Below are 21,726 nucleotides of genomic sequence, written 5' to 3'. Positions count from 1 at the left end.
GGCAGTATACGAACGCGACAGCATACAGAAATGGCATACCTCAAAGGTTCTGTGATGACTGAATGAAACGCGAGATAGCCCCCAATCAGATGAAGATCGATGCCCTTCCGGCGCGTACCTCGCTGGCCACCGGCCAAATGGCTCTGAGCAACATCGACTATGACGAGCGTGCCACCATGCGCGCCTGGGAAAATTTTCTAGCTGACGAACCCAAAAGTGCCCGCGATCCGGTCCACCCAAGCCACGTCCGCTCCCTCATTCACGATTCCTGGTATCGCAGCGCCACCGGCGGCATCAACGCTCAAGGCATTGAAGCGCCACTGAGCAGTGATCGCGACGCAATCGAATATCTGACCCGGGCCAATGCAGAACTGCTTTCGGCGGCGCGGCGGTCGTTCGCCTCGCTTGGCCAGTTGCTGGACGGGACCGGCGCGATGCTGGTTCTGGCCGACAGCGACGGCGTGCTGATCGACGCCATCGGCGACAAGAAGACGCTGCATGACGGCATGGATATCCACCTCGCCATCGGCGGCAAATGGAACGAGGATGCCGTCGGAACGAACGGCATCGGTACGGCGCTGTGGACCGGTGAGCCGACTTTCGTGCATGCGGCCGAGCATTTCTGCGCCGGCATCAAATCCTGGACCTGCGCCGGCGCGCCGATTCGCGACCCGCTGGACGGCAAGATCATCGGTGTCGTCGACCTGTCAGGCTATTCGCCGATCTTCAGACCGCACAACACCGCGCTCGTCGCCGCCACAGCCCGGCAGATCGAAAAGGCATTGGCCGAACAGCAGCAGGAACAGCGCACGCGCCTGCTCGAAGCCTTCATTTCATCGGCTCCCAGCTACCGCCGAAAAGACGGGCTGGTAATCGTCGACCATCGCGGCCGCGCCATCTTCTGCAACAATGTGCCTGACGGCGAGACCACCGAGATGATGGACGGCCCGATGGAGCCAGGCCGTGGCCGCTGGCTGATGAACCTTCCGTCCTCCGGCTCCGAAGCCGATCTTGCCAGAGCGCTGCCGGCCCATCTGCGATCCTGCCACATCACGCCGCTCAAGCTCGACGGCGACCTCCGCGGCGCGGCGCTGGTGTTCCCCTCCGTGCCGGCAGTCTCCAGCGCGGCGGTGCTCCACCGGGAAGTGAACAAGCATCTTCAGGATGCTGTCGCCATGATCGTCGGCGAAAGCGAAGCGCTGCAGGCCGCAATCGACGTCGCCTGCCGCGTCGCCCGGTCGGGCAGCGTACCATCGCTGTTGGTCGAAGGTGAGACAGGGGTCGGGAAGGAGCTGTTTGCGCGGCTTGTCCATGCCGGCAGCCGGCGCACGGCAAACGATCCGTTCATTGCGATGAATTGCGGGGCGATCACCAGAGACCTGTTCGGCAGCGAATTGTTCGGCCATGTCGCCGGCGCCTTTACCGGCGCCTCGCGGGAAGGCAAACCGGGCGTTTTCGAGCTCGCCAATGGTGGCGTCCTCAGTCTCGACGAGATCGGCGAATTGCCCCTTGAGATCCAGCCGTTCCTGCTGCGTGTGCTGGAAGAGCGTGTGGTCCACCGCATTGGCGACAGCCGGGGTCGCCCGGTGGATGTACGCCTGGTCGCCTCAACCAATCGCGATCTCAAGCAGGAAATTGCCGCAGGCCGCTTCCGCCGCGATCTCTACTATCGAATTGGCGCGGTCTCGATCACCGTTCCACCGCTGCGCGAGCGCGGCGAAGATGTGCTGCTGCTGATCGAGCATTTCAACCGGCAGATCGCCACCGCAGCGGGCGAGGAGCCGCTGGAATTCTCGCACGAAGCACTCGAGGCCCTGCTCGCCTATGGTTGGCCGGGCAATGTACGCGAACTGAAGAACCTCATCGGGCGGCTGCATGTCCTGGCGCGCGGCCGCGACATCGGACTTTACGACCTTCCCGAGGAGATCACGGCGCCCGGCTCTGAATCGGAAGCCGGATCGAACAGCAGTGCAGCGACCCCGCAGGACGTAGGCACGCTCGTCGAGGCGGAACGCCAGGCGATGAAAAACGCATTGGCAGCCGAAGGCGGCAACCTCAGTCGGGTCGCACGGCGGCTCGGTATCTCCCGGCCAACGCTCTATCGCAAGCTCGACCAATACGGCATCCGCCGCGGTTTCCTCTAGAGCCTGTCACCGGCACGAAAGAAGCCCGCGGCATTCGCGCCACGGGGTTGGGATAAGTCAATCACTGAAGCGGTAGCGGGGGTTAGATCAGCTCTTCACGACAGCAGCTGTCACTTTCTCGGAGACGTAGCCGAGACTGTTGCCAATGATCAGCGAAATCACCACAGCTGCCGCGACCTTGCTGATGCCGCTTGGACCCTCGCCATAGGCGGCAGCGCCAAGCAGAAAAAGTGCCGCAGTCGTTGCGTAGCCATAGACCGCTGATGGAATCGCACTCAGCAATGGCAGCTTGGCAGCGAGAATCAGGACTACGATTGAAACGCCGACGCAAATGCCGGCCGTGAGAGCCGTAACACCAATAGACGTCAGTGCTATCAATGCGCTGGCGGCGCAGATCGCTCCCCAAAGGTTTGCAAGCGCCGAATTCTTGAACCCGGCTTCCTTGCCGCCACAGTGATAGAAACTCCCCCAGCCCACAAATACCGCCCAGATCAGCAGATAGGGGTTGCCGATCGTGATCGCTGCCCACGTTGCAATGCCGCCCATAATGCCGATGACGACGGCCAGTCCTGTGATAAGATCCATATTGTCCTCCCATTTTTCCAAACTGCGAAGCAAAGAACTCGTTTCAGGACCGCGCTTCGCTGACGTCCCGATACGGAAAAGCCATGGCATCAGCCGCGGCGCCCAAGAAAGAAAGGCTTGCCGGGCCGGCAAGCGAACCAAAACGTCGGGCCCGCTCCGTGCAGGCCCGACCAGACGCTTCAGGGCACGATGACGCCGCGGCCGGTGAACCGCCGGTTCTTGAAATCGTCGAGTGCGGTGTTGATGCTGGCGAGGTTGTATTCGGTGTAGTGCATCTTCACCTTGCCGTCGGCGTTGAGCTCCATCAGTTCGACAAGCTCGGTAAAATTGCCGACCAGGCTACCGCCGATGTTGATCTCCTCGATGACGAGATGGGCAGTCGGCACATTGATATTGCCGCCATAGCCGACGACGAATAGCTGGCCGCCCTTGCGCACCATCTTCCAGCAGATGTTCTCGACGCCGAGTTCGCCGACGAAATCGATCACCACATGAGCGCCGCCGCCGGTGATCTGGCTGACCTCCTCGACGATGTTCGGCCCGCCATCAAGGACGTAGTCGGCGCCAAGATCCTTGGCCAGCACCTGTGCCGCCGGTTCGCGATCGACGGCGATGATGCGGCAACCCGAAATCGCATGCAGCGACTGCAGCGCGATGTGGCCGAGCCCGCCTATGCCGAGCAGGACGCAGTAACTCCCTGGCCTTAGCAGCTTGGCCGCCCGCTTGGCGGCGCGGTAGGCGGTGATGCCGGCGTCAGCCAAGGGCGCCACTTCGATCGGCGTGACATTGGCGTTCAGCTTGATCAGCGAGCGCTCGCTGGTGATGAAATATTCGGCGAAGCCGCCATTCATGCCAAGGCCGGGAAACTGGCCGTTGTCGCAGTACATGTCCTCGCCATGCCGGCAGTTGAGGCAGATCCCGCACGAGCGGAAGGGATGGCAGATCACGGCGTCGCCGCGCTTGACGGACTTGACGCCGCTGCCAACTTCCTCGACCCAGCCAGCATTCTCGTGACCCATGATGTAGGGCAACAGCGTGCCTTCGGGATCCATGGTCGGCTTCCACACACCCTCGATGATATGCAGGTCGGTGCGGCAAAGGCCGGCAGCACCGACCCGCACGATCACTTCGTCGGGGGCGGTGATTGTCGGCGCCTTGACCTCTTCGATCCTGAGCTGGACATTCATTTGCGGATCGTATTCGTACAGTCTGGCAGCTTTCATCGTCGTATCCTTTCAACGTCGAGATTTGTTCGGATCGCTTTCGGATTGCTTAGGCGCGGCCGAGCTTTTCGGAGCCGCCGCCGCGAGCCGGTCCGGCCGTCGGATCCTCGTCCTCGGCGAGATGGCCAATCAGCGTTTCAGTGGTAAGGATCAGCGTGGCCACCGAAGCCGCATTGGCGAGTGCTGTGTAGGTGACACGAACCGGATCGATGATCCCTGCCTCGAACATGTTTTGATAGCTGCCGGCAGACGCGTTGTAGCCGTAGCCGCCGTTGATGCGCGTAACTTCCGCCACAACTGCTTCGGGATCGGCGCCGGCATTGGCGGCGATGCGCCAGAGCGGCCGCGACAGCACCGACCGCACCAGGCGCACGCCTTCGGCGACATCGCCGTCGACGCCGGCCGACACCTTGTCGAGCAGCGGCGCGATCTGGGCAAGCGCCGAGCCGCCGCCGGCGACCACGCCCTCTTCGGATGCGGCGCGTACCGCATTCAGCGAATCCTCGATGAGCTGAATGGTTCGCTTCTGCTCGACGGGTGTGACACCGCCGGCATAAAGGATCGCGGTACCGCCAGAAAGCTTGGCCAGGCGTTCGCGCAGCTTGTCCTGATCGATGTTCGGCGGCGAAGCTTCATACTGCCGCTGTACCTGGGCGCGCCGCGATGCGATTGCCGCATGGTCGCCACCACCGCAAATGATCGAGGTGTAGGACGAACTGGTCTTCACCCGGTCAGCCTGTCCGAGATCGTCGGCGGTGATGTCCTCCAGCCGGCCGCCAAGATCGCGCGCGATTACCTTGCCGCCGGTGATGATCGCCAGATCCTCCATCATCGCCTTGCGCCAATGGCCATATTCCGGCGGGTGGACCACGAGGTATTTTCCCGGTCCTTGCTTGCCGAGTAGCGTCACCACAACTTCCGGCGACATTTCCTCGGACACGATCAGCAGCGGTCGACCATCCTCGTCGGCAATGCGGCGAGCCGCATCCAGCGCCTCAGGCTCCTTGATCTTGAGATCGGTCATCAGAATGTAAGGCCGTTCGAGAACCGCCTCCATCTTCTCCTGGTCAGTCACCATGTGATGCGAGAGATAGCCGCGATCGAAGGACATGCCCTCGACCACATCGAGCGTGGTCTCGGTGGTGACGCTGAAGTCCGTGGTGATGACACCTTCGGCTCCCACGCGCTGATGGGCTTCCGCCACCAGCGCGCCAAGCTTGGTATCGGTCGCCGCAATGTTGGCGACCGAAGCCAGGATGCTGTTGCCCTTTGCCGGCTTGGCCGAGGCCTTGAGCGCGGCCACCACCGCCGCCACCGCAAGGTCGATGCCCTTGCACAGATCGACGGATTTCACACCGCGTTCATTCGCCTCCACACCGCCCTGGATGAGAGCGTTGGCGAGCACGATGGCAGTCGTGGTACCGTCGCCAGCGACCTCATTGGTCTGCATCGAGACCTCGCGGACCACTTGCGCGCCCATGTTTTCGAAACGGTCGTGCAATTCGATCTCGGAGGCGATGCTGACACCGTCACGGGTCACCATCGGCGTGCCGATCGGCCGGTCGATCATGGCGTTCATGCCTTTGGGGCCGAGCGTCGGCTCGACGGCAGCGGCCAGCCGAAAGACGCCACGGGCCAGAGCACGGCGGGCCTCGGAATTGTGAAGCATTATTTTGGGCATGATTCCTCCTTCCGCCTTACGGGCGGGTTGTTGGTTAGGGGCCTCGTGCGAGGGAGGCCGTTGTTTCAGCTCTGCTTCAGGCGGTCGGCGCGGCTCGTGCCGGCACGCGGTCCATGATGAAATCGACCAGCGTCGGTTCGCCGTCGACCACATCCAGTTCCTTGTATCTCGTCTGCTTGAGTCCACGGCACAGCGCGCCGTTGAACTCCATGTTGACGCGCACACCGCGCAGATCGGCGAGATGGGCCCCGAGTGCGGCGGGCGGAATGCGTTGCCCTTCCCATGTCACGAAGACAGGGTCATCCGCGCGGCGGTCGGGGTAGCGCTCGAGCAAAGCCGCCCTGTACCTCGGCTTCTGGTTGGCCGCCTCGCCCGGTTCGAACCGCGCGACGTCGTATGCCGGCAGGTCCATGGCGAGGATTTCCCGATCTGTCAGACCGTGCTGCCTGAGGCCGCGCAAGACTGCCTCTTGGCGGCGCTTGAATGCCTTCATCCTGAAGGTTTCGCGCAAAGCGCCGAGATCCTGATCCTCGGCAAGCTCGGCGAATATGTCGCCGAATGTCTTGCCGGCTTCCATGCCACGATTGACCTCTTCCGCGAACATGTGATCGTGCAGCTTGACACGATAGGCTGGCGACCATGAGAGCTGGTCGAGCGCCTTGCGGACGCCGTCCAGCATCAGGAACGCGAAGTTGGGCGAGCACCAGTAGGTCGGCAGGCGGAAGTCTATTTCCACGCTGCCGTCGCTCGTCATCGCGGCCCGCTCAACGAAGCCCATCTCGGTAATCGGTTCGTCGAGTTCGGGGTCGTTAACCTCACCAAGGCACCGCCAGAGTTCGTTCTCGCGGTTGCCGGAAACGCTGGCGGTTGCCATGGCCCCTACTCCGCCGCGATGCTGAAGGGCGAGCCGGCGAGCGCCTTCTTCTTGGCTTCGACGTCGATGTTGTAGAGGCGCGCGGCATTGAGGCCGAGGATCTTCTCCTTGATCTCGTCGGTCAGTTGCACACCGCGTTCAGCGGCGATGTCCTCGGGGATCTGGTAGGCCCAGAATTTCTCGACCAGCCAGCGCGGCGTCCAGATCGCATAGTCGGAACCGAACAGGATTTTCTCCGGCCCGATCCAGAACAGCAGTTCGGCGATGACTTCGCCGAAATAGCGCGGGCGGGAATGGATGAAGGGCAGCGCTACCGCAAGTCCACCATAGACGTTGGTTTCCTGCGTCGCGATCCAGCAGAAATCGTCGAGGCGTGGCAGGCCGCAATGCTCGATGATCCAGTTGAGGCCTTGGAAATCCGTCGCCGCGTGATCCACGTCATGCACGTCGAACGCATCCTTCGAGAGCGGCAGGATCGTCGGGCCCTTGTGGACGTGGATGTTGCTGATGCCGAGCTTGTCGCAGAGCTCGAAGCACTTGTAGGCATCGGGATCGGTGAGCTTCCAGCCCTTGGAAGCGCCATTCCATTCGGCCGTGTACATCTTCACGCCCTTGACGTTGTAGGTCTCCTTGAGGAAGTGGATGTATTCGAGAGCCTTCTCACCGTCGCGGGGGTCAAAGGCGCCGTTGACGATGAAACGCTCCGGATAGCGCTTGGCCACCTCGGCGTTGCGCTCGATCGTGTTGAAGCCGTTCTTGTAGAAGTCCTTGAGATAGGTCGACTGGACGATCGCCACATCATCGGGACCGTCGATGAACAGGTCGCGATAGAGATCGTCGGCGCTGTATTTCTCGAACTTGCTCTTCTCCCAAAGCTGGTCCTTGGGGCTCAGCCCGGTGTGATAGGCGTAGAAGCAATCGATGAACTGCTTGCCGTGGACATTTTTCTGGTTGTCCGGGCTGCCGTCCCAGAAATGGGTGTGGCCGTCGACCACGAAGATATCCTTGCCTTCCGGTGTCCTAAACATTCTTTCCTCCGCGAGATGGCGTTGATCGGTTCGGCACGCCGCAACCAGGGCGGCGCGCCCGGTTTTTTTGGCGGCTATTCGATGTATTCGAACATCTCATCCATGTTGCCGAACAGGATCACGGTGTTGTCGTCGACGCGAACCATGCGGCCGTAGTGGGTGGAGGTGTTGACTTCGAAGGTCTCCGCTGAAATCTCCCGGCCGAGATATTCACCGATCGCGTCCATCTTGAAGATCAGCTTGCCGTCACCGTCGATGCGGATCAGTGCCGGCTGGTAGGTGATGGTCACCCCCGGCTTCTGGCCCATGAATTCGGCGATGGCCCTGGCCTCGACCGAGTCATTCATGGTGACGCCGCATTGATGCGAAATCGTCTGTTCGAAGGTGATGTCCTTCATCTCCTTGAAGATGTTGGAATGCGTTGCGTCGCGTGCTGCTAGTGACATGGCATTTCTCCCTCTGTCAGCGCTTGAGGCCGAGTTCGCCGAGGATCTGGCCAATCCGTTCCTCGGATTTGGCGCGGACATCCGCGAACGCGACTGGCTTGGAATGCGGCATCGACCAGATCGGCTGCAGGCCGATGGCTGCCTTGTCGGCGAGCGCGCCGTGTTTCTTGACCCAGCCCTGGAAGAGCTTCTTGTTCGTCGCGCCGTGTTTCTCATCGTTGGCGAGCATGTGCATGAGGTCGATCGTGTTGGCGAGGTTGCGCTCGTAGTCGGCCTCGGCCGCCGAGATCACTGCAGGCGTGATGAAGTCATGGTTGGCGGCGGCGATCTGCATCAGGAACCCTGAGCGGAATGCTTCCCCGACCAGCGGTTCGAAGACGATGTTGATGGCGAAATACTGTTCGAGATAGTCGGTCGCGCCCATGATGGTCTCGACAGCTTCGCGGGTGCCTTGCCAGTTCTTGTCTTCGAGCCAGCTCCTCTTGCCGAGTTCGTCGTCCCAGCCGGAAAGGTCCATGCCGATCTCGGCAAGGTAGAGCGTAATGTCCTGCGCAAGCCGCAGCTTGTAGGACGAGTTGGTCAACGTCGCGTTGTTGATCATCTGGGTATAGCCGTAGCGCTGTGCCTGCATCAGCGAGGTGCCGAGCCCGAATTCGGCATGTTTCCACGCGCCGAGCTGCGTCTGCAGGATCTTGACCCAGGCTTTGTCGAAAGTCTTGGGCGCGCCCGATTTGCGGGCATTGTTGATGACGCTCTGCACCATCGTCTCGATCTTCGACTGACGCTGGTAGTGCGTACGCTCCCATTCCTGGTCCGGAGCGCGGAAGGCATGCCAGTTGGAGCTGTGCGCGGCGGTGTTCTGCTTGACATAGGCGCCCTTGCCGTCGGCAAAGGAGATGATCCAGTCCTGGATCAGGTAACGCTCGGGATCGGGCTGCACGTCGACCGTCATGTCCTCGTAGTGGGTCGCACGCTGGCCCTTCGGGTCGAAATACCGGTACTTCCGGCTGTCGGAGTCGGCAAAGAGCGCCGCGCCGGCGGCTCCGGATCCGACTGAACTCGAGGTAGCTGGCATAGTCTTCACTCCCTTGTTGCAGTTGTGGTTACAGTTGCGTGGCCGCCCTCTTAGTGGGCCGGCGTTGCACCTGCCGATGTGGTGAACTTGTCGAAGAAGATCCGCTCCGTCTCGAACCCATTCATGAACAGAACCGGCTGAAGCGCATCGATCATTGGCGGCGGACCACAGGCATGAACGTCGCCCTGCCCGTCGACCGCCAGTTGCTTGAGCTTGGCGTCGACACTCTGGTGTACGAAACCGCGCTCGCCTTGCCATTCAGCGTCGTCATTCGCGTGCGACAGCACGGGAATGAAGGTGACGTCGGAATGATTGCCGACGAGTTCAGCGATCCTGTCGAGATAGAACAGGTCGTTGCGGGTGCGGGCGCCGTAGAAGAAATAGACCGGACGTTTCTCGCCGCTCTTCAGATGGTCGTTGAGGATAGACCAGATCGGTGACATGCCCGATCCGGCTCCAACGAGGATCAGGGGTCCTTGCCGTTCGTCGCGGCGGAAACAGGTTCCGTAGGGTCCAACGACGGTGACCTCTGCTCCGGCCTTGATGCCTCCGCAATCGAGTTCTCCGGAGAACTTTCCCTTAGGGTATTTTTTGATGATGAAGGAGAGTTCTTGGGTTTGGTCCGGCGTATTTGCCATGGAGAACGAGCGCGTAATCGTCTCCCCTTTTTGCGTGGTAACCGTGATGTCGACATATTGCCCCGCCCAGAACTTTATCGGCGAGCCGAGTTCGATCTCGATGCCGCGAATGTCGTGGGTCAGGTGCTCGATCCGAGCAATCCGGCCCTTGAACGTCTTCACAGCGATCGCTTTCGCCAAAATCTCCTCGTCGTAGTTGAGAAGCTCGACTTCCAGATCGGAGTAGGCGATGCAGCGGCACAAAAGGACGTGGCCGCTCTCCTTCTCCATGTCGTTCAGCGCGAAGGTCGAGTATTTGAGCATGTCGACTTCGCCGTCGAGCAACACGCTCTTGCAGGCTGAGCATTGCCCTTCCTTGCAGCCGTGCGGCAGCGCGATGCCCTGGCGGAACGCGGCGTTAAGCACCGTTTCGCCATTTTCGACATCGAATTCGACGCCGACCGGGCTTAGCCTGACCGTGTGGGTTTCCGACATACGGACCTCCAGTAAGACAAGGGGCGGGACGAACCCGCCCCTTGGCCTGATCAGTTGCAGGGATTGATCGTGAAGCCGGCCCGGTATTCCGCCAGGTGCTTCTCACGGTCCGCGGGCGACATGGCACGCAGCGCGTTGAGCGGCGACCCGAGCTTGTTGCCGCGCACGTCGTCCAGCGTCCACATCTCCGTGTCGTCGAAGCGCATATGCGGCTGCGGGACGAGCGTCTTGCCGTCAGAGCGGACGAAGTTCAGGTCCTTGATCGCATCGGCCAGATCCCAGCCGTCATAGAGCGTCTCCCACTCGCGCTTGCCGCTGAAGCGGCCCATCGCGGGCGTCGGCCGGCCCTGATACTCGTCGGCGAACGCCACGGTGGCAGTCCACTTGTCGAGTTCGTGGGCGAAGGTGTGCAGCTGGCCGTCGATCTCGCCGACAACCATATCCTCACGGATCAGGCAGGGAACGAGGCAGGACCAGCAGCGGTGCGGATAGACGTAACCGACGTCGCTGTTGAACAGCAGCACCTTCTCGCCCTTGTGGCTGAGCTTGGCGTACCATTTCCAGAAGTCGCCGAATTCGGCGTACCAGCCCGGATACTTGTGCTCGAACCACTCGAAGTCCTTGTCGGTCTGGGCTTCGATGCGCCAGAAGTTGACCGGCCAGCCGACCGCGAAGAACTGTCCGACCTTGTGGACGTAATTCTTCTTGGCAATGCGTTCCCAGGCCGCCTGGACGTCGTCGTGATGGACCTTGATGCCGTATTTCTCGAGCGGCAGCATGTAGGTGCGGTAGTAGTCCTCGTAGATCCAGCGGTGCCACATTTCCGCGTAGGACTCCTTGTTCTTGTCGCGGTTGGTGGTGCCGTATTCGATGAAGGTGCCGATGGCCGCGTCGACGATCGCGTGGTTCTGCCAGAAGGCGTAGCGAAGGTCGCGCTCGAGCAAGAGGTGATTTTCCGGCTCCTTGAGCGCCGCCATCAGCAGCGAATGGCCATTGCCGATATGCCGGCTCTCATCGGACTGCACCGACAGGAAGACGGTGGGTAGCGCATAGTCGCCGTTGCGGGCAGCTTCCGAAGGCATGGCGACGAACAGCGTGTTGGTGAAGGCGGTCTCGGCGACCACGGTCAGGTACATGCAGGCGGCGGTCATGGTGTCGCCGGTGATGAAGCCTTCCGCGAACTGCCGGCCGATGGTCGTGGCGTAGCATTTTCCGAAGGCTTCCTCCGTAATGTCGAAGCCGGCCGGATCGATGTAGTTCTCCATGTACCATTTCTTCAGGTTCATCTGGATCGTCGAGTGACGGAACTCGTCGATCATCTGCATGGTAAAGCCGGTCCGGAGTTCCTCGCCGGGCGCGATGCGGGCGACCATCGCCATCGAGCGAGCGGCGGAGATTTCCGGGAAGGGAATGATGGCCAGGAAGAGCTTCATCCATTCGACCCACCGCGGCTCGACGTTGCGGAACATGTCACCGCGCAACGCCGCATCGAGCGCGCCATATACGCGGTTGTCCTTCTCTTCCTGCATGGGGAAATAGGACCGCAGGACCTGCTTCATCGGGTCTCGCGGCGTCTTGTTGATCTTATAGTCTGTCGGAAACGTCATCGCTTCCTGGACGTAGGAAGGATTCCAGCCGAGATCGGCAATCTTCTTGGTTGCCTCGCCCACGGAGATTCCGCGTTGTGAAGTAATCTTGTTGAGCGTCAGAGACGTCATGGTCATAAGCCTCCACCAGGTTTGAGCCGCAGGTCCCTTGACCCCGGAATGAAGCGGCGCACAGCACCGCTAGTGAGAGTGCGAACGGCACGACAAAGGATTGCGCATTCAGGCGCGACTCATGGTCCGGCCATTCAAGTGGATCGCGGCAAAGGTTTTGGAGGCGTCTGGCAGGGACCGCGGCGCCAACCGCATATGCGATGGGCATATCGAAGCGGACGCGACTTGTCCCTGCTTCCTCCGTTCCTTCGTTCTTTTGGCACCGCGTCAAAAAGCGCGATGGGCTTCTTATGGAAGTGTACAAAGCAAGCGCCGTGCCAATTTGAAAACAGCACCCATGGCTGGCGCTCAAAACAAAATCGCCGCTCTTTCGGCATATGAGCTGATAGCCAACTGTAACGTTCTTTTACAGTTGTAACGTACGCCTGTAATATTTAGCATCTATTCGCAATTGCAACATACTTAGTTAGCAAGTGCAGCAAATCCGACAACAAATATTATCTATTCAATTGTTACCCTTTCTCTACTATTTGACGGCGATGGCCCATGGACGGGCGACGCGCCGGAGAGAGAAGATGCCGAACAACAAAGACAGCCGAGGGCCGCAGGAGCCGATGTCCAGCCAGGCCGATGGCGTCACCGGCGATCTTGTCAGGCTGATGTCCCGCGATCTGGTCTTTGTCATGCGCTTCATGGGCGAGAGCCAACATCGCCTCCAGAGCCACTTCCAGGATTTCATCCGGGCCGAGCTTGCCGCCGGCGGCGTCACCACGGAAACCCATCCGATGATCCATCTGTTCATCGAGAACCATGCGATCCTGTTGCGCGACTTCGTGTTTTCCGGCGTTTCGCTGTCGCGCCAGTTCCGCGTCGACGAGATCGAACGCCTCACCGGCGATACGACATCGATGATCCGCGTCGACATCTGGGACCAGCTCAAAAGCCACATTGAAACGGCTGAAAAACAATTCCATTCGCAGGCCGGTACATTGCCCAAATTGCTGTCGGCTTTTGGAAAACCGCACGGACCGATGGCTGGAAGCGAAAAATGACAGGAGGATCCGATGGGGCAACCTGACTGGCGTGACGCGCTGCTCGCTCGCCGGCTCGATCTGATCGCCAACGTCTCCGCGCTTACTGCCGAGGCGCTGCGGCTAAATCAGAAGCGCGCCGGCATCGAGATGGATGTGTTGCGCCTGGAACTCGAAATCGACAGGAGCGGCGCGAACGCGCAACTGGTGCAGGACTTGCATGAAGCGGAGGAGAGAGCCGCGGCAATCATGCTCGCATGTGCGGCGTGCGAGGAGCGCATCGTCGCCGCGGAAGCCGACGTCGAGGACGTCGACCGCAGCCTCGCGGCACCGGATGAGAATTACGATGGGAGCCAGCCATGAACCAGCACGCGATACAGAACCTGACCTTGTTCGACCTGCTGGCGCGGAGCTGGCGTCGCCCGTCGGCGATCGCCGATCTGCGCTTCAGCACCGATGACTCGACAGTCGCCTTCACGTGCATGGACGGAACGGTCGCAATAGCCGCGGTCGCGGACAAGGAGCCGCCGGAGTCGCGGATCAGAGTGAGCGGCGATCTCGGCCAGACGACGATCCGCCCAAAGGAAAAGCTACCAGCGCCATTGATTGCCACTGCTGCATTAGGAGATGGCGATATCCCGCTCGCCAGCTACCTTCGGTCCAGCTTCCTCGTCGGAACAGCGGCCGGCGAGGCGGTGCATCTGACCGCGGACGGCAGCGTGATGGAGACGCTGGTGAAGATCGACGGACCGATCGTCGCTATCGACCACAGCCGCCAGCCGGCGATGACAGCCGTCAGCAACGGGCAGGATGTCTTCCTGTCACGCGGCCACGGCGACGCGGTGAGACTGCGACATGGTGCGGCACCGTCCACGGACGCGCTTGCCTTTTCGCCGGGTGGACGGCGCCTCGCTTATGGTCTGGAGGACGGATTATCGATTTGGATTGTCGAAGGCGACGCGACCTTGATAAGCGATATCAGTTTTTCAGCGCGCCCCGTGTCGATCCGCTGGAGTGGCGACGGCACCTGGCTGGCCTGCGGGCTCGAAACCGGAGGCTTTGCTTTGGTCAGCGTGACCGATGGCCGAGCTGACATCGTCGAAGGATTTCCATCGCCGGTCCGGACAGTATGCTGGAGCCTGCCGGAGAATGCGCTGTTCACATCGGGCGCATTCCGGATCGCCGGCTGGTCAATGACCGCCCCGCCGCTTCACGGCGATGCCTCCGGCGCGTTGGAGACTGGCCGCGCCGGGCTGGTGCCGGTCGAGACGGTGGCTGCGCACCCGGAAAAGAAACTAATTGCAGCCGGCTATACCAATGGCCGGATCACCATAGCCCAGATCGGCGCGCGGGACGAACTGCTGGTCAGATCCTTGGGCGGTGAGATCGCGGCGCTTGCCTGGTCGGGCGACGGACGGCACCTGGCGGTAGGTTCGGTAGACGGCACCGCCGCGATCGTCACTTTTCCCGCGCAGATGTTCAAATAGTGGTTGCATGCAAAAGGAGGAAAAGATGCAAACGGAATCCACACCCGAGGACGAGAGCAAGGACGAATTTTTCGAACGGCTCGCCAACCTGTCGGAAGAAATGGTGGCCAAGCATGGCAAGGATTTCAGTATGGGCGCATTGGTGCTCGCCGCCCGCTGGATCGCCGAAAACCGCGTCGGCCAGTTGAAAACGAACTAGGGTTCGGATCGCAGGCAGGTGCTTCATAGAACGACAAGGCGTTCGAAGGAACTAACACTGCGACACGCTCTTGAATCGCCAGGCTTCCGCCGCCTGGGTACCGGATGTCGATTGCTAGGGCGTCACCCGCTTTGCTGCGCATGAAAGTTCAGTAGCGCGGCATACAGCGGATCGTGGATACACCGACGAAGATCGGTTGGGGTGGCCAGTCGACAAATGTCGACGACAAGATCGCCCTGTCCCCACCGCCCCTGGGAAAACTCTTGCGATTCACGCGCAAAGAAGCGGCTTTAAACCAAATCAATCTCGCGTCAGACTTTTTCATGAGGGGGAATTCGCTGGCGGGCGACGATCCTATTCATGGCCAGCTCAATCGTGCCGCTGTCGGTCTCCAGTTCGAGCAGTTCGATCAACGGCACGGCCGATAGCAGTGTGGTGTCGGCGTAAGGCTGCGGAATTAGCGTCGAGCGCCGTTGTTGCTCCGGCTACCAGCCCAAAGTGATTATCTGGGAAAGCTCGGCGATGTCGCCATAGATCATCGAACCCTTGACGAGAAAACACTTGTCACCGAGGACTTCGAAGAGTGAGCTTGACGCGGTGCAAACCGGCAGGTTCTTCGAATTGGCGTACGTCCCGAGGGGTGCGGTTTCGACCTTACGGTCCGCGGCTTCGGCATAGCCGACGCTGATCGCGAGGATAGCGATAGCAATGAGAGTTGTCTTGCTCATATTCAGCCCCTAGAGCCAGCGGGCTTCTTGGGCAGCAAAACCGGGCTGCCGTCCCTGGCCTTGCCATGGTCGCGCTATGCATCAAAGTAGCACCGGCCCATATGGGCTTCATCCATCGATTGGATGAAGCGGGCTCATCTATATTAGCCAACGCTTGACGATGCCGCTTGCCGCTCCAAAATCTTCTGCATGGCGCGGGGAATTGGCATTGGTGACGGGGTGGTGATAACGGGCACGGCGCGAAGGCGGGGTCACCGAGGATCGCGTCCGCGTCGCCATTCCGGGCGAAGCCACTGGATGCCCGGGCAGAGGTCCGATCGGCCGATCAAGCCCGACGCAGAGCAATTTTTAGGGTGCCCCATATGCGGCCAGGACTTCGACATGCGCGATCTTGGCCAGGTATCACTACTCCCCGGACCACCAGCCGCTATCCTATGGAGATACATAGGAGGCCTTGCACATGGCAAACCACCAGGTCCGAAGCACTATCACACACATTGGGACGCTGACGTCGCGCCCGCAGGCATTTCTGATCTTTTTTACCTATGCCGGCCTCTGGCTAATTTTCGATCGGGATAGCCTCGATTGGCACGCCGTTGCGACACTGGCGACGTGGGCGATGACGCTGTTCATCCAGCGCGCCGAGCATCGCGATACGCAGGCGCTGCACGCCAAACTGGACGAACTGCTTCGCGCGGCCAGTGAGGCCGACAGCGAGACCGCGACGGTCGACAAGAAAGAACCAGAGGAAATCGAGGTCCAACGCGAGTGGAAACAGCAAGGCGATTCACCAAAGCGAACACGATGAATACCGATCGGCAGGTCACGCAGCATCGTTATCGGTCGCAACCAAATAATACCGGAAGTGATTGCGGATGTGCTCGTTGAAATATTGGCCCTTGGCAAACGCGGCTTTGAACTCGGCGAAGGTCTTCGCCGGCACATCCTCAACTCGTGCCGTTTGTTGCTGGCGACGATCCATACCGAGATCTCGATAGCTGGAGGCAACCGAGGGCGAACTCAACTCCATTGCTGGTGAAATAAAGATCGGCCGATCGGACCTCATTCAGATCGTGCTGCGGTTGGACACCAATGCCTATCTGCCTGTCCGGGCGACCAATGAGGAAAGCGAGACTGACCGCAGTGCACAGGGACTTCCGCGATCATCGAATTACTTGAATCGCCAGGTTCGGCAGTATCCAACGGCGGCGGACCCCATCGCCGCCGGCCGGCGCTCGACAGGCAATTTACCCCGACGCTCCCCAAGTGGCGCCGGCCGCAAGCGACTGACAATCGCTCACCAAATCAAAGCGGGGCTGTAGGTTGCGGACCTTTCCCCTGAACGCGTCCTTCAGCCGCCGTTAGCAGGTGCTGCCGGAGCGGGCGCGGCTGGGGCAGGTGCGGCTGGGGCAGGTGCGGCCGGCTCTGCCGGAGCGGGCGCGGCTGGCGCTTCGACCTTGGGCGCTTCGACCGTGGGTGCTTCAACCTTGGGCGCTTCAATCTTTACATCGAGGTCCTTTCCGTCGCCCCCGCCCGGGATGTTGATAACGCCGGTGAACAACAGCAGGATCACGATTGCGATAATTGCGAGAACGACGGCGACAGCAGTGCCGCCGCCATTTCCGCCTGAGTTAACAACCGTTGGACCGTCAGCCATGGCCACCTCTCCTATCTCTGAATTATCACTGGTCGGCAAATGGGACCGGCGGTACTTAGTTCCGCCGCAGGGCTATGGTCCCACATGCGGTAAGACCGAAGTCGTTGCGTCATAGACAGAGGGCTGAGAGCCGGCAACCAAGACCTTACCAATGCATTTGGATTGGGCCGCCGAGCAAAGTCCCTTCATCGGTGGCTCACCGGGTGCTCGCTGTTTGTCCCCCATCGGCGGGCACCCTAACAGGGGAAAGAACTGTGACCCTTATCCAGAGCAGACAGAATGTCGATGAGGTCGCAAGCCGACCCGCAAATGACAATCAAACTCCTAACCCAACAGATTTCTCGGTGGTTGATCTCATTTCGTCGAGCGACGATGAGGTCGCTGCCATTGTCAGGCGAGCAGAGAACCTGGCCCTTGCCGTTATTATAGTAATGGCGATCTTCCTGATCCTTGCACCGGTGGTCTTCATTGCCATGAGGTATGGGATCTGAGATGTCCCGCTTTAGCCCTCGTCCCAGAAATCCTGCAGCGAAGCGTGCCGAAGTTCGTCCTCGCCCCTGAGATACTTCACACGGGCTTTGATTCCTGGTTTGACCCACTGCGTCGCCGGCCGCTTTGGCATGTCCTTGGGCCGTGGCCCAGCATGTTCCTGGGCGCGCTTCCAAAGCCGCTCCCGACGCCAAGGGGGGAGCGTGCTGAAGGTAAAGCCCATCGAAGCAAATAACGTCGGAAGAGAAAGCCTCGGAGGCATAGAGGAGCGCCGCTATCGGCAGGCCCGGCCAACTTCCGCGATCACGCCATAATCAATCTGGCGAACTTCTTCCTTCGTTGCGAACCCCAACGCCGCTTGGCCGGCGCCAATCTAGGCAACCCCACCTCCCCCGCTCCCAGCGGCGCTGGCCATCTTTTCGCTAATGCATATCGCGCAAAAGTGCGCAGCGGTTTTGCGATAACGACATGCATAAAAACAAGAACCTAAAGCGCGTCGCAAACGCCACGCGCTTTAGGGTAACTACATCGGTTACGCCATCACGCCACCACGACCGGTTTTCGGTGCCGTCATCCAGGGTATAGCTGCAGAGACGTCCTCGAGGATCTTGGCCGATCTGGCGAAGCCGGCGAAAGCCTCGCGTGCAACTGAAATGGGGACTTGGCCATCATAGGCGCGCTGGCAAGCTCGGAGCGCCGTGTCAAAGATTGGCCCTCTGCGATTCTTCGGCCATTCCTGCAGGAACTCGAAAGCATCAGCTAAGCATTCGATTTCCTCCACCGTGAACTCCCCTTTCCTGACGAAAACAGGCCGGGCGAAAGTCCTGTCGTTCATTACAACCTCCATTCAACTGAACGATTGTTTGAGCTTCCACGAGAGCCGTGAGCGACGGCTGCGGGAAAATATGTGAAGAGCACTTTTTGCTGTCAAGAAAGGACCAATTCTTGACTGAAGCAAAACTCATCGCAGGACCGAGACCGCATGCGGAATGTCGCTGTGTACCGCTGCAACCTGCAGCCGAGGGCGCTTTGAACTCCATAGCTCCCGATGAAAACCGAACACTCGCAAAGACCGCCCGGCGGCACCATAGGCGGCCCGGAAAGACCGTGACAACAGCAGAAAGCCCGCGCCCTCGGGGAGAGGACACGGGCTAATCGGGGCCACCGATCTCGCAGCATTTGTATGGGGGACAATACTACGCTGCTGGCACTAAACTTTCGTCGCAGGACAGTGTTCCATCCTCAAAGGAAAAAAACCGCAGGTTTGTGTTCGCCGCTATAGAAACTCCTCCCAACGAAGGACCGCGTACACTGCTCCGCCCACCATCGAGAGTACAGAAAGAACCAGGAGCAAGGCGACCGGGTATGGCTCGCTGACGACGGCGTTAGCTTCGTCCTGTTTCTCGTTCAAATTCTCGTTTCGCCCTTCCTGATGACGCTGCGACCAAGCCCAGTTTTGCCCTGGGTCTCTGTCGAAATCTTGGTGGCGATATCCCATGCGATCACCGGATCGTCGGGCAGATGCCTCTGAAGCCATTCAGGGAGACTGCGGCCAGTGTTCTTGTCCATTTCGCGAACAAGTCTTCTGCTTTGAACTATGTCCAACTTGCTAATGTATAGTTTTAGCTTTCGGCAGTTTTTAAGGCAAGATGGCCAGGTCCGACCATTTTCGGCTGCTTTCGGTTTCAAGGCTCAGTAGCAACGCCCTGGTCCTTGGACCGCTTCAGCAGCGCACGCGACGCCTGCACCAAGCGTGACGGGGCCAGTGTGTAGCGAAGGTCCTCAACCAGCGCCCTTCCGTGTTCGACGGTCTGCCGAACGCGCGTCGCACGGATCTTGTTGGTTTCCCAAATAGATTCTTCCACGTTTGCTGACCTTCCAAGGCTGCGTCTGCGACGGAGCGTTGGCCGGCGTCTACCAACCGGCGGTTGGAAGAGATTTGTCAGCAGCGAGCGCGGATCTTTCAATCTCCGCCCCCGACCAGGACCTCGCGTGGGCCGAACAAGGGAACCTGCACCTCTGCTGGAACAAAGACACGAGCCCTATTCGGCGCGCGCACCATGGCTCAGTACGGCGCGCGCCTGGATGCGGACTGTTCCAACAGGCTCCGATAGCTTCCGCCCGGTCAATTCGCCTGGAACAAAGCTTTCCAGAGGTGGTTTTCCCCCGTGAAGGGACAGACTTTTCGAAGGAGATGCCTCGTGAAAAAAGTTCTGATCACCAGTATGCTGGCCATCGGCGTTGGCTGTGGTGCAGCATTCGCTCAGGAACAGCAGCCGGCCCAAAGCCAGTCGGGCGCCGATTGCCCGGCCGGCACGGCCGGTTGCCCGGAAGGTACGATGGGCGAACAGTCCCAAGGTAAGGCCGGCGCCACCACTGAGGAGCGGGCTCAAGGCAAGGCGAAGATGCAGACCGATGAGCAAGCCCAGGGCAAAGCCGGCGTAACCACCGAGCAGCAGACCCAAGGCGAGGCTGGCGCCACAACCGACCAACAGGCGCAGGACAAGGCCAAGGTCCAGACCGAGCAGCAGACCCAGGGCGAGGCCGGTGCCGCTACCGAGCAGCAGACTCAGGGCACGATCTCTACCCAGCCACAGGATGAGACTTCGACCGGCGCGATCAGCAATGTGACCGTTGAACAGAAAACGGAAATCACCCAAATCCTCAAGCAGGAAAAGGTCGAACCGGTTGCCAGCGTCGATTTTGACATCTCAGTGGGTGTCGAGGTTCCGCGGCAGAAGGTCAGACTGCGTCGTCTGCCACCGCGAATCGTCGAGATTGTCCCAGCTTACGAATCCTATGAGTATTTCGTGTTGGCTGATGGCCGAATCGTCATCGTCGACCCGGATACGCTCACGATCGTCCTTATTCTGACCTAACGCCCTTGTTCGGAATAAAGGAGGGGTCCGCTGCCCCCACGGCGGACCCTTCAACATGCATTGATTGAAGTTGGAGACCAGTCTCCTTTCATCGAACGGCGACTGCTATTTACGTCGCCAGTACATCCTGCTGTTCAAGCTGGCGGGCTTTTTGCATGCATGCTGGCGGGCTTTTTGCATGCATATTGAGGACCCTTCCGGCCGATACCCCTCGACGGGTGCCCTTCATGCTCAAAAAAGGCCTGAGATAGGACTTCAGTCTGCCCGCTGGCCGACCATGGGCTGGCGCAAGCAGTGCTTTGGTCCGGGACTGCTATCGCAATAGCCTGAGATGGGAGAGTTTTCAGGAACCGAGCTCCTGCAGGCGTCGTTGCGATGTCGACCCGTGACAGGAAGGCTGCAATGGACCCCAGCATTCACCAGGCACGTTGGCTGCTTTTTCCGGTGTTTGGCTTGGTGTTCGGGGTCGCAGCCGTCGGGCTTATTATCGGCTGATGGGCCCGATCAATGAAGGCAACACACTTGCGCAGTAATGAGTCCCTTCCTGCGCTAGCGAGACCCACCGGTTTCTCCCCCTGAGACTGGTGGGTCTTGACACCGCCTGATGATGGCGAAAGCGTGATAAACTGGTGCAAAGTACAGAGGATTGGCTCGGGCGAATTCGAAACAGGTAGAAATGCAACGTAGACCGTGACGGTCAGAGGATATTTAGCGTGCTATTGGCAAATTCATTGATCACAGACGCGATACGGCCGCAACGCCTGAGGTTTCGTGAGACAAGAATTCTCGCCAGGATGAATGCGCGGCCTGCGTGCTCTCAATCGCAGCAATCTCTTCGAAGGCTTCGCGTCGCCATCTGCCTCACCGCATCGGCCTTGGCTCTCGTCGTGAGCCCCTACCGTGTGGCACAGGACGGCCTGTCCCTGACGCTTAGCCCGCAGGCCGCCCAGGCACAAGGGAACTCTGGGAACGCTGGGAACTCTGGAAACTCCGGGAACGCTGGAAACTCCGGGAACGCTGGAAACGCTGGAACTCCCGGGAGTTCGAACTCCAATGCCAACGCGGGCAAGGGCAAATCAAAATCATCGAAAGGCAATCCCCCGGCAAATCCAGTTGCCGCTGTAAACCCCGGCAACAAGCCAAAAGTTTATGTCAACGCGACCACTGGAGACCGGATCGAAGTGCGCGGGCCAAGTGTGGGTGTGGTGCATTCCAACGGGCTCAGTGAGCGCATCGACGGTGGCCAATATGAAATGCGGGATGCCATGGGCCGCACCATCATTCGGCGGCAGGCGACGAACTCCGATCGGGCAAGACTGCTCGCCATGATCGAGTGATGACGAGTTCACCGGCCGCAAGGCTACCTTGCT

At 60.1% G+C, this 21,726-nt stretch carries 22 protein-coding genes; 9 read left to right on the top strand and 13 right to left on the bottom strand.

Features of this window, described 5'->3' with window-relative positions; all coding sequences use genetic code 11:
* Window positions 1-62 precede the first annotated feature (62 nt).
* Complete coding sequence (locus tag AC0NIE_RS19540) at window positions 63-2,144, top strand: sigma-54-dependent Fis family transcriptional regulator (RefSeq protein WP_473489255.1); 2,082 nt, start codon at window positions 63-65, stop codon at window positions 2,142-2,144.
* Between the two features lie 87 nt (window positions 2,145-2,231).
* Here AC0NIE_RS19540 and AC0NIE_RS19535 read toward each other — a convergent pair whose 3' ends face one another.
* From AC0NIE_RS19535 to AC0NIE_RS19495, 9 genes are all read right to left on the bottom strand, one after another.
* Window positions 2,232-2,819: a DUF1097 domain-containing protein gene (locus AC0NIE_RS19535; protein ID WP_473489254.1), complete on the bottom strand. Its 588-nt coding sequence runs from the start codon at window positions 2,817-2,819 to the stop codon at window positions 2,232-2,234.
* Window positions 2,820-2,908: 89 nt separating this feature from the next.
* Window positions 2,909-3,952, bottom strand: coding sequence for an NAD(P)-dependent alcohol dehydrogenase (locus AC0NIE_RS19530; protein WP_095494439.1), 1,044 nt, complete (start codon window positions 3,950-3,952; stop codon window positions 2,909-2,911).
* A 49-nt stretch (window positions 3,953-4,001) separates the two neighbouring features.
* On the bottom strand, window positions 4,002-5,633 hold the full coding sequence (gene groEL / locus AC0NIE_RS19525) for a chaperonin GroEL (protein ID WP_473489253.1): 1,632 nt from the start codon (window positions 5,631-5,633) through the stop codon (window positions 4,002-4,004).
* Between the two features lie 76 nt (window positions 5,634-5,709).
* Window positions 5,710-6,507, bottom strand: coding sequence for an iron-sulfur cluster assembly protein (locus tag AC0NIE_RS19520; protein ID WP_473489252.1), 798 nt, complete (start codon window positions 6,505-6,507; stop codon window positions 5,710-5,712).
* Window positions 6,508-6,512: 5 nt separating this feature from the next.
* The gene (locus AC0NIE_RS19515; protein WP_473489251.1) at window positions 6,513-7,535 is read right to left on the bottom strand and encodes an amidohydrolase family protein; all 1,023 of its coding nucleotides are present in this window, start codon (window positions 7,533-7,535) and stop codon (window positions 6,513-6,515) included.
* Between the two features lie 74 nt (window positions 7,536-7,609).
* A complete protein-coding gene (locus AC0NIE_RS19510; protein WP_006206781.1) occupies window positions 7,610-7,981 on the bottom strand; it encodes an MmoB/DmpM family protein in 372 nt (123 codons plus the stop codon).
* 16 nt (window positions 7,982-7,997) lie between these two features.
* A complete protein-coding gene (locus tag AC0NIE_RS19505) occupies window positions 7,998-9,056 on the bottom strand; it encodes an aromatic/alkene monooxygenase hydroxylase subunit beta (RefSeq protein ID WP_473489250.1) in 1,059 nt (352 codons plus the stop codon).
* 50 nt (window positions 9,057-9,106) lie between these two features.
* Window positions 9,107-10,168: a 2Fe-2S iron-sulfur cluster-binding protein gene (locus AC0NIE_RS19500; RefSeq protein ID WP_473489249.1), complete on the bottom strand. Its 1,062-nt coding sequence runs from the start codon at window positions 10,166-10,168 to the stop codon at window positions 9,107-9,109.
* A 50-nt stretch (window positions 10,169-10,218) separates the two neighbouring features.
* Window positions 10,219-11,892, bottom strand: coding sequence for an aromatic/alkene/methane monooxygenase hydroxylase/oxygenase subunit alpha (locus AC0NIE_RS19495; RefSeq protein ID WP_473489248.1), 1,674 nt, complete (start codon window positions 11,890-11,892; stop codon window positions 10,219-10,221).
* A gap of 569 nt (window positions 11,893-12,461) precedes the next feature.
* Between AC0NIE_RS19495 and AC0NIE_RS19490 the strand changes: the two genes are divergently transcribed.
* The 4 genes from AC0NIE_RS19490 to AC0NIE_RS19475 are packed head-to-tail and all read left to right on the top strand — an operon-like array spanning window position 12,462 to window position 14,603.
* Window positions 12,462-12,938, top strand: a complete 477-nt coding sequence (locus tag AC0NIE_RS19490; protein ID WP_473489247.1) for a hypothetical protein — start codon at window positions 12,462-12,464, stop codon at window positions 12,936-12,938.
* A gap of 12 nt (window positions 12,939-12,950) precedes the next feature.
* Entirely contained in the window at window positions 12,951-13,280 is a 330-nt protein-coding gene (locus AC0NIE_RS19485; RefSeq protein WP_473489246.1) for a hypothetical protein, read from the top strand.
* Window positions 13,277-14,404 (top strand): WD40 repeat domain-containing protein, encoded by a 1,128-nt coding sequence (locus tag AC0NIE_RS19480; RefSeq protein WP_473489245.1) that lies wholly within the window; start codon window positions 13,277-13,279, stop codon window positions 14,402-14,404. Before AC0NIE_RS19485 ends, AC0NIE_RS19480 begins: the two co-directional genes overlap by 4 nt.
* Before the next feature lie 25 nt (window positions 14,405-14,429).
* Window positions 14,430-14,603, top strand: coding sequence for a hypothetical protein (locus tag AC0NIE_RS19475; protein ID WP_473489244.1), 174 nt, complete (start codon window positions 14,430-14,432; stop codon window positions 14,601-14,603).
* Window positions 14,604-15,088: 485 nt separating this feature from the next.
* On the opposite strand, the gene AC0NIE_RS19470 is transcribed toward AC0NIE_RS19475, so the two are convergent.
* Entirely contained in the window at window positions 15,089-15,331 is a 243-nt protein-coding gene (locus AC0NIE_RS19470) for a hypothetical protein (protein ID WP_258116479.1), read from the bottom strand.
* Window positions 15,332-15,791: 460 nt separating this feature from the next.
* Between AC0NIE_RS19470 and AC0NIE_RS19465 the strand changes: the two genes are divergently transcribed.
* Entirely contained in the window at window positions 15,792-16,139 is a 348-nt protein-coding gene (locus AC0NIE_RS19465) for a low affinity iron permease family protein (protein ID WP_473489243.1), read from the top strand.
* 15 nt (window positions 16,140-16,154) lie between these two features.
* Here the strand turns inward: AC0NIE_RS19465 and AC0NIE_RS19460 are convergent, their stop codons facing one another.
* Both AC0NIE_RS19460 and AC0NIE_RS19455 read right to left on the bottom strand, forming a co-directional pair.
* On the bottom strand, window positions 16,155-16,313 hold the full coding sequence (locus AC0NIE_RS19460) for a KTSC domain-containing protein (protein ID WP_473489242.1): 159 nt from the start codon (window positions 16,311-16,313) through the stop codon (window positions 16,155-16,157).
* Between the two features lie 369 nt (window positions 16,314-16,682).
* A complete protein-coding gene (locus AC0NIE_RS19455) occupies window positions 16,683-16,988 on the bottom strand; it encodes a hypothetical protein (protein WP_473489241.1) in 306 nt (101 codons plus the stop codon).
* Window positions 16,989-17,242: 254 nt separating this feature from the next.
* Here AC0NIE_RS19455 and AC0NIE_RS19450 point away from each other — a divergent pair, with 254 nt between their 5' ends.
* A complete protein-coding gene (locus tag AC0NIE_RS19450; RefSeq protein WP_192357035.1) occupies window positions 17,243-17,479 on the top strand; it encodes a hypothetical protein in 237 nt (78 codons plus the stop codon).
* A gap of 530 nt (window positions 17,480-18,009) precedes the next feature.
* Here AC0NIE_RS19450 and AC0NIE_RS19445 read toward each other — a convergent pair.
* Window positions 18,010-18,312, bottom strand: coding sequence for a DUF982 domain-containing protein (locus tag AC0NIE_RS19445; protein ID WP_473489240.1), 303 nt, complete (start codon window positions 18,310-18,312; stop codon window positions 18,010-18,012).
* Window positions 18,313-19,678: 1,366 nt separating this feature from the next.
* Between AC0NIE_RS19445 and AC0NIE_RS19440 the strand changes: the two genes are divergently transcribed.
* Together AC0NIE_RS19440 and AC0NIE_RS19435 are read left to right on the top strand one after the other, a co-directional pair.
* Window positions 19,679-20,356 (top strand): DUF1236 domain-containing protein, encoded by a 678-nt coding sequence (locus AC0NIE_RS19440; protein ID WP_473489239.1) that lies wholly within the window; start codon window positions 19,679-19,681, stop codon window positions 20,354-20,356.
* A 1,181-nt stretch (window positions 20,357-21,537) separates the two neighbouring features.
* The gene (locus tag AC0NIE_RS19435; protein WP_473489238.1) at window positions 21,538-21,693 is read left to right on the top strand and encodes a hypothetical protein; all 156 of its coding nucleotides are present in this window, start codon (window positions 21,538-21,540) and stop codon (window positions 21,691-21,693) included.
* Window positions 21,694-21,726: the final 33 nt, after the last annotated feature.

The sequence above is a fragment of the Mesorhizobium sp. WSM4842 genome (genome assembly GCF_055901575.1).
The sequence above is the reverse complement of the archived record's forward strand: the minus strand, read 5'-3'. Positions and strand labels throughout refer to the sequence as shown.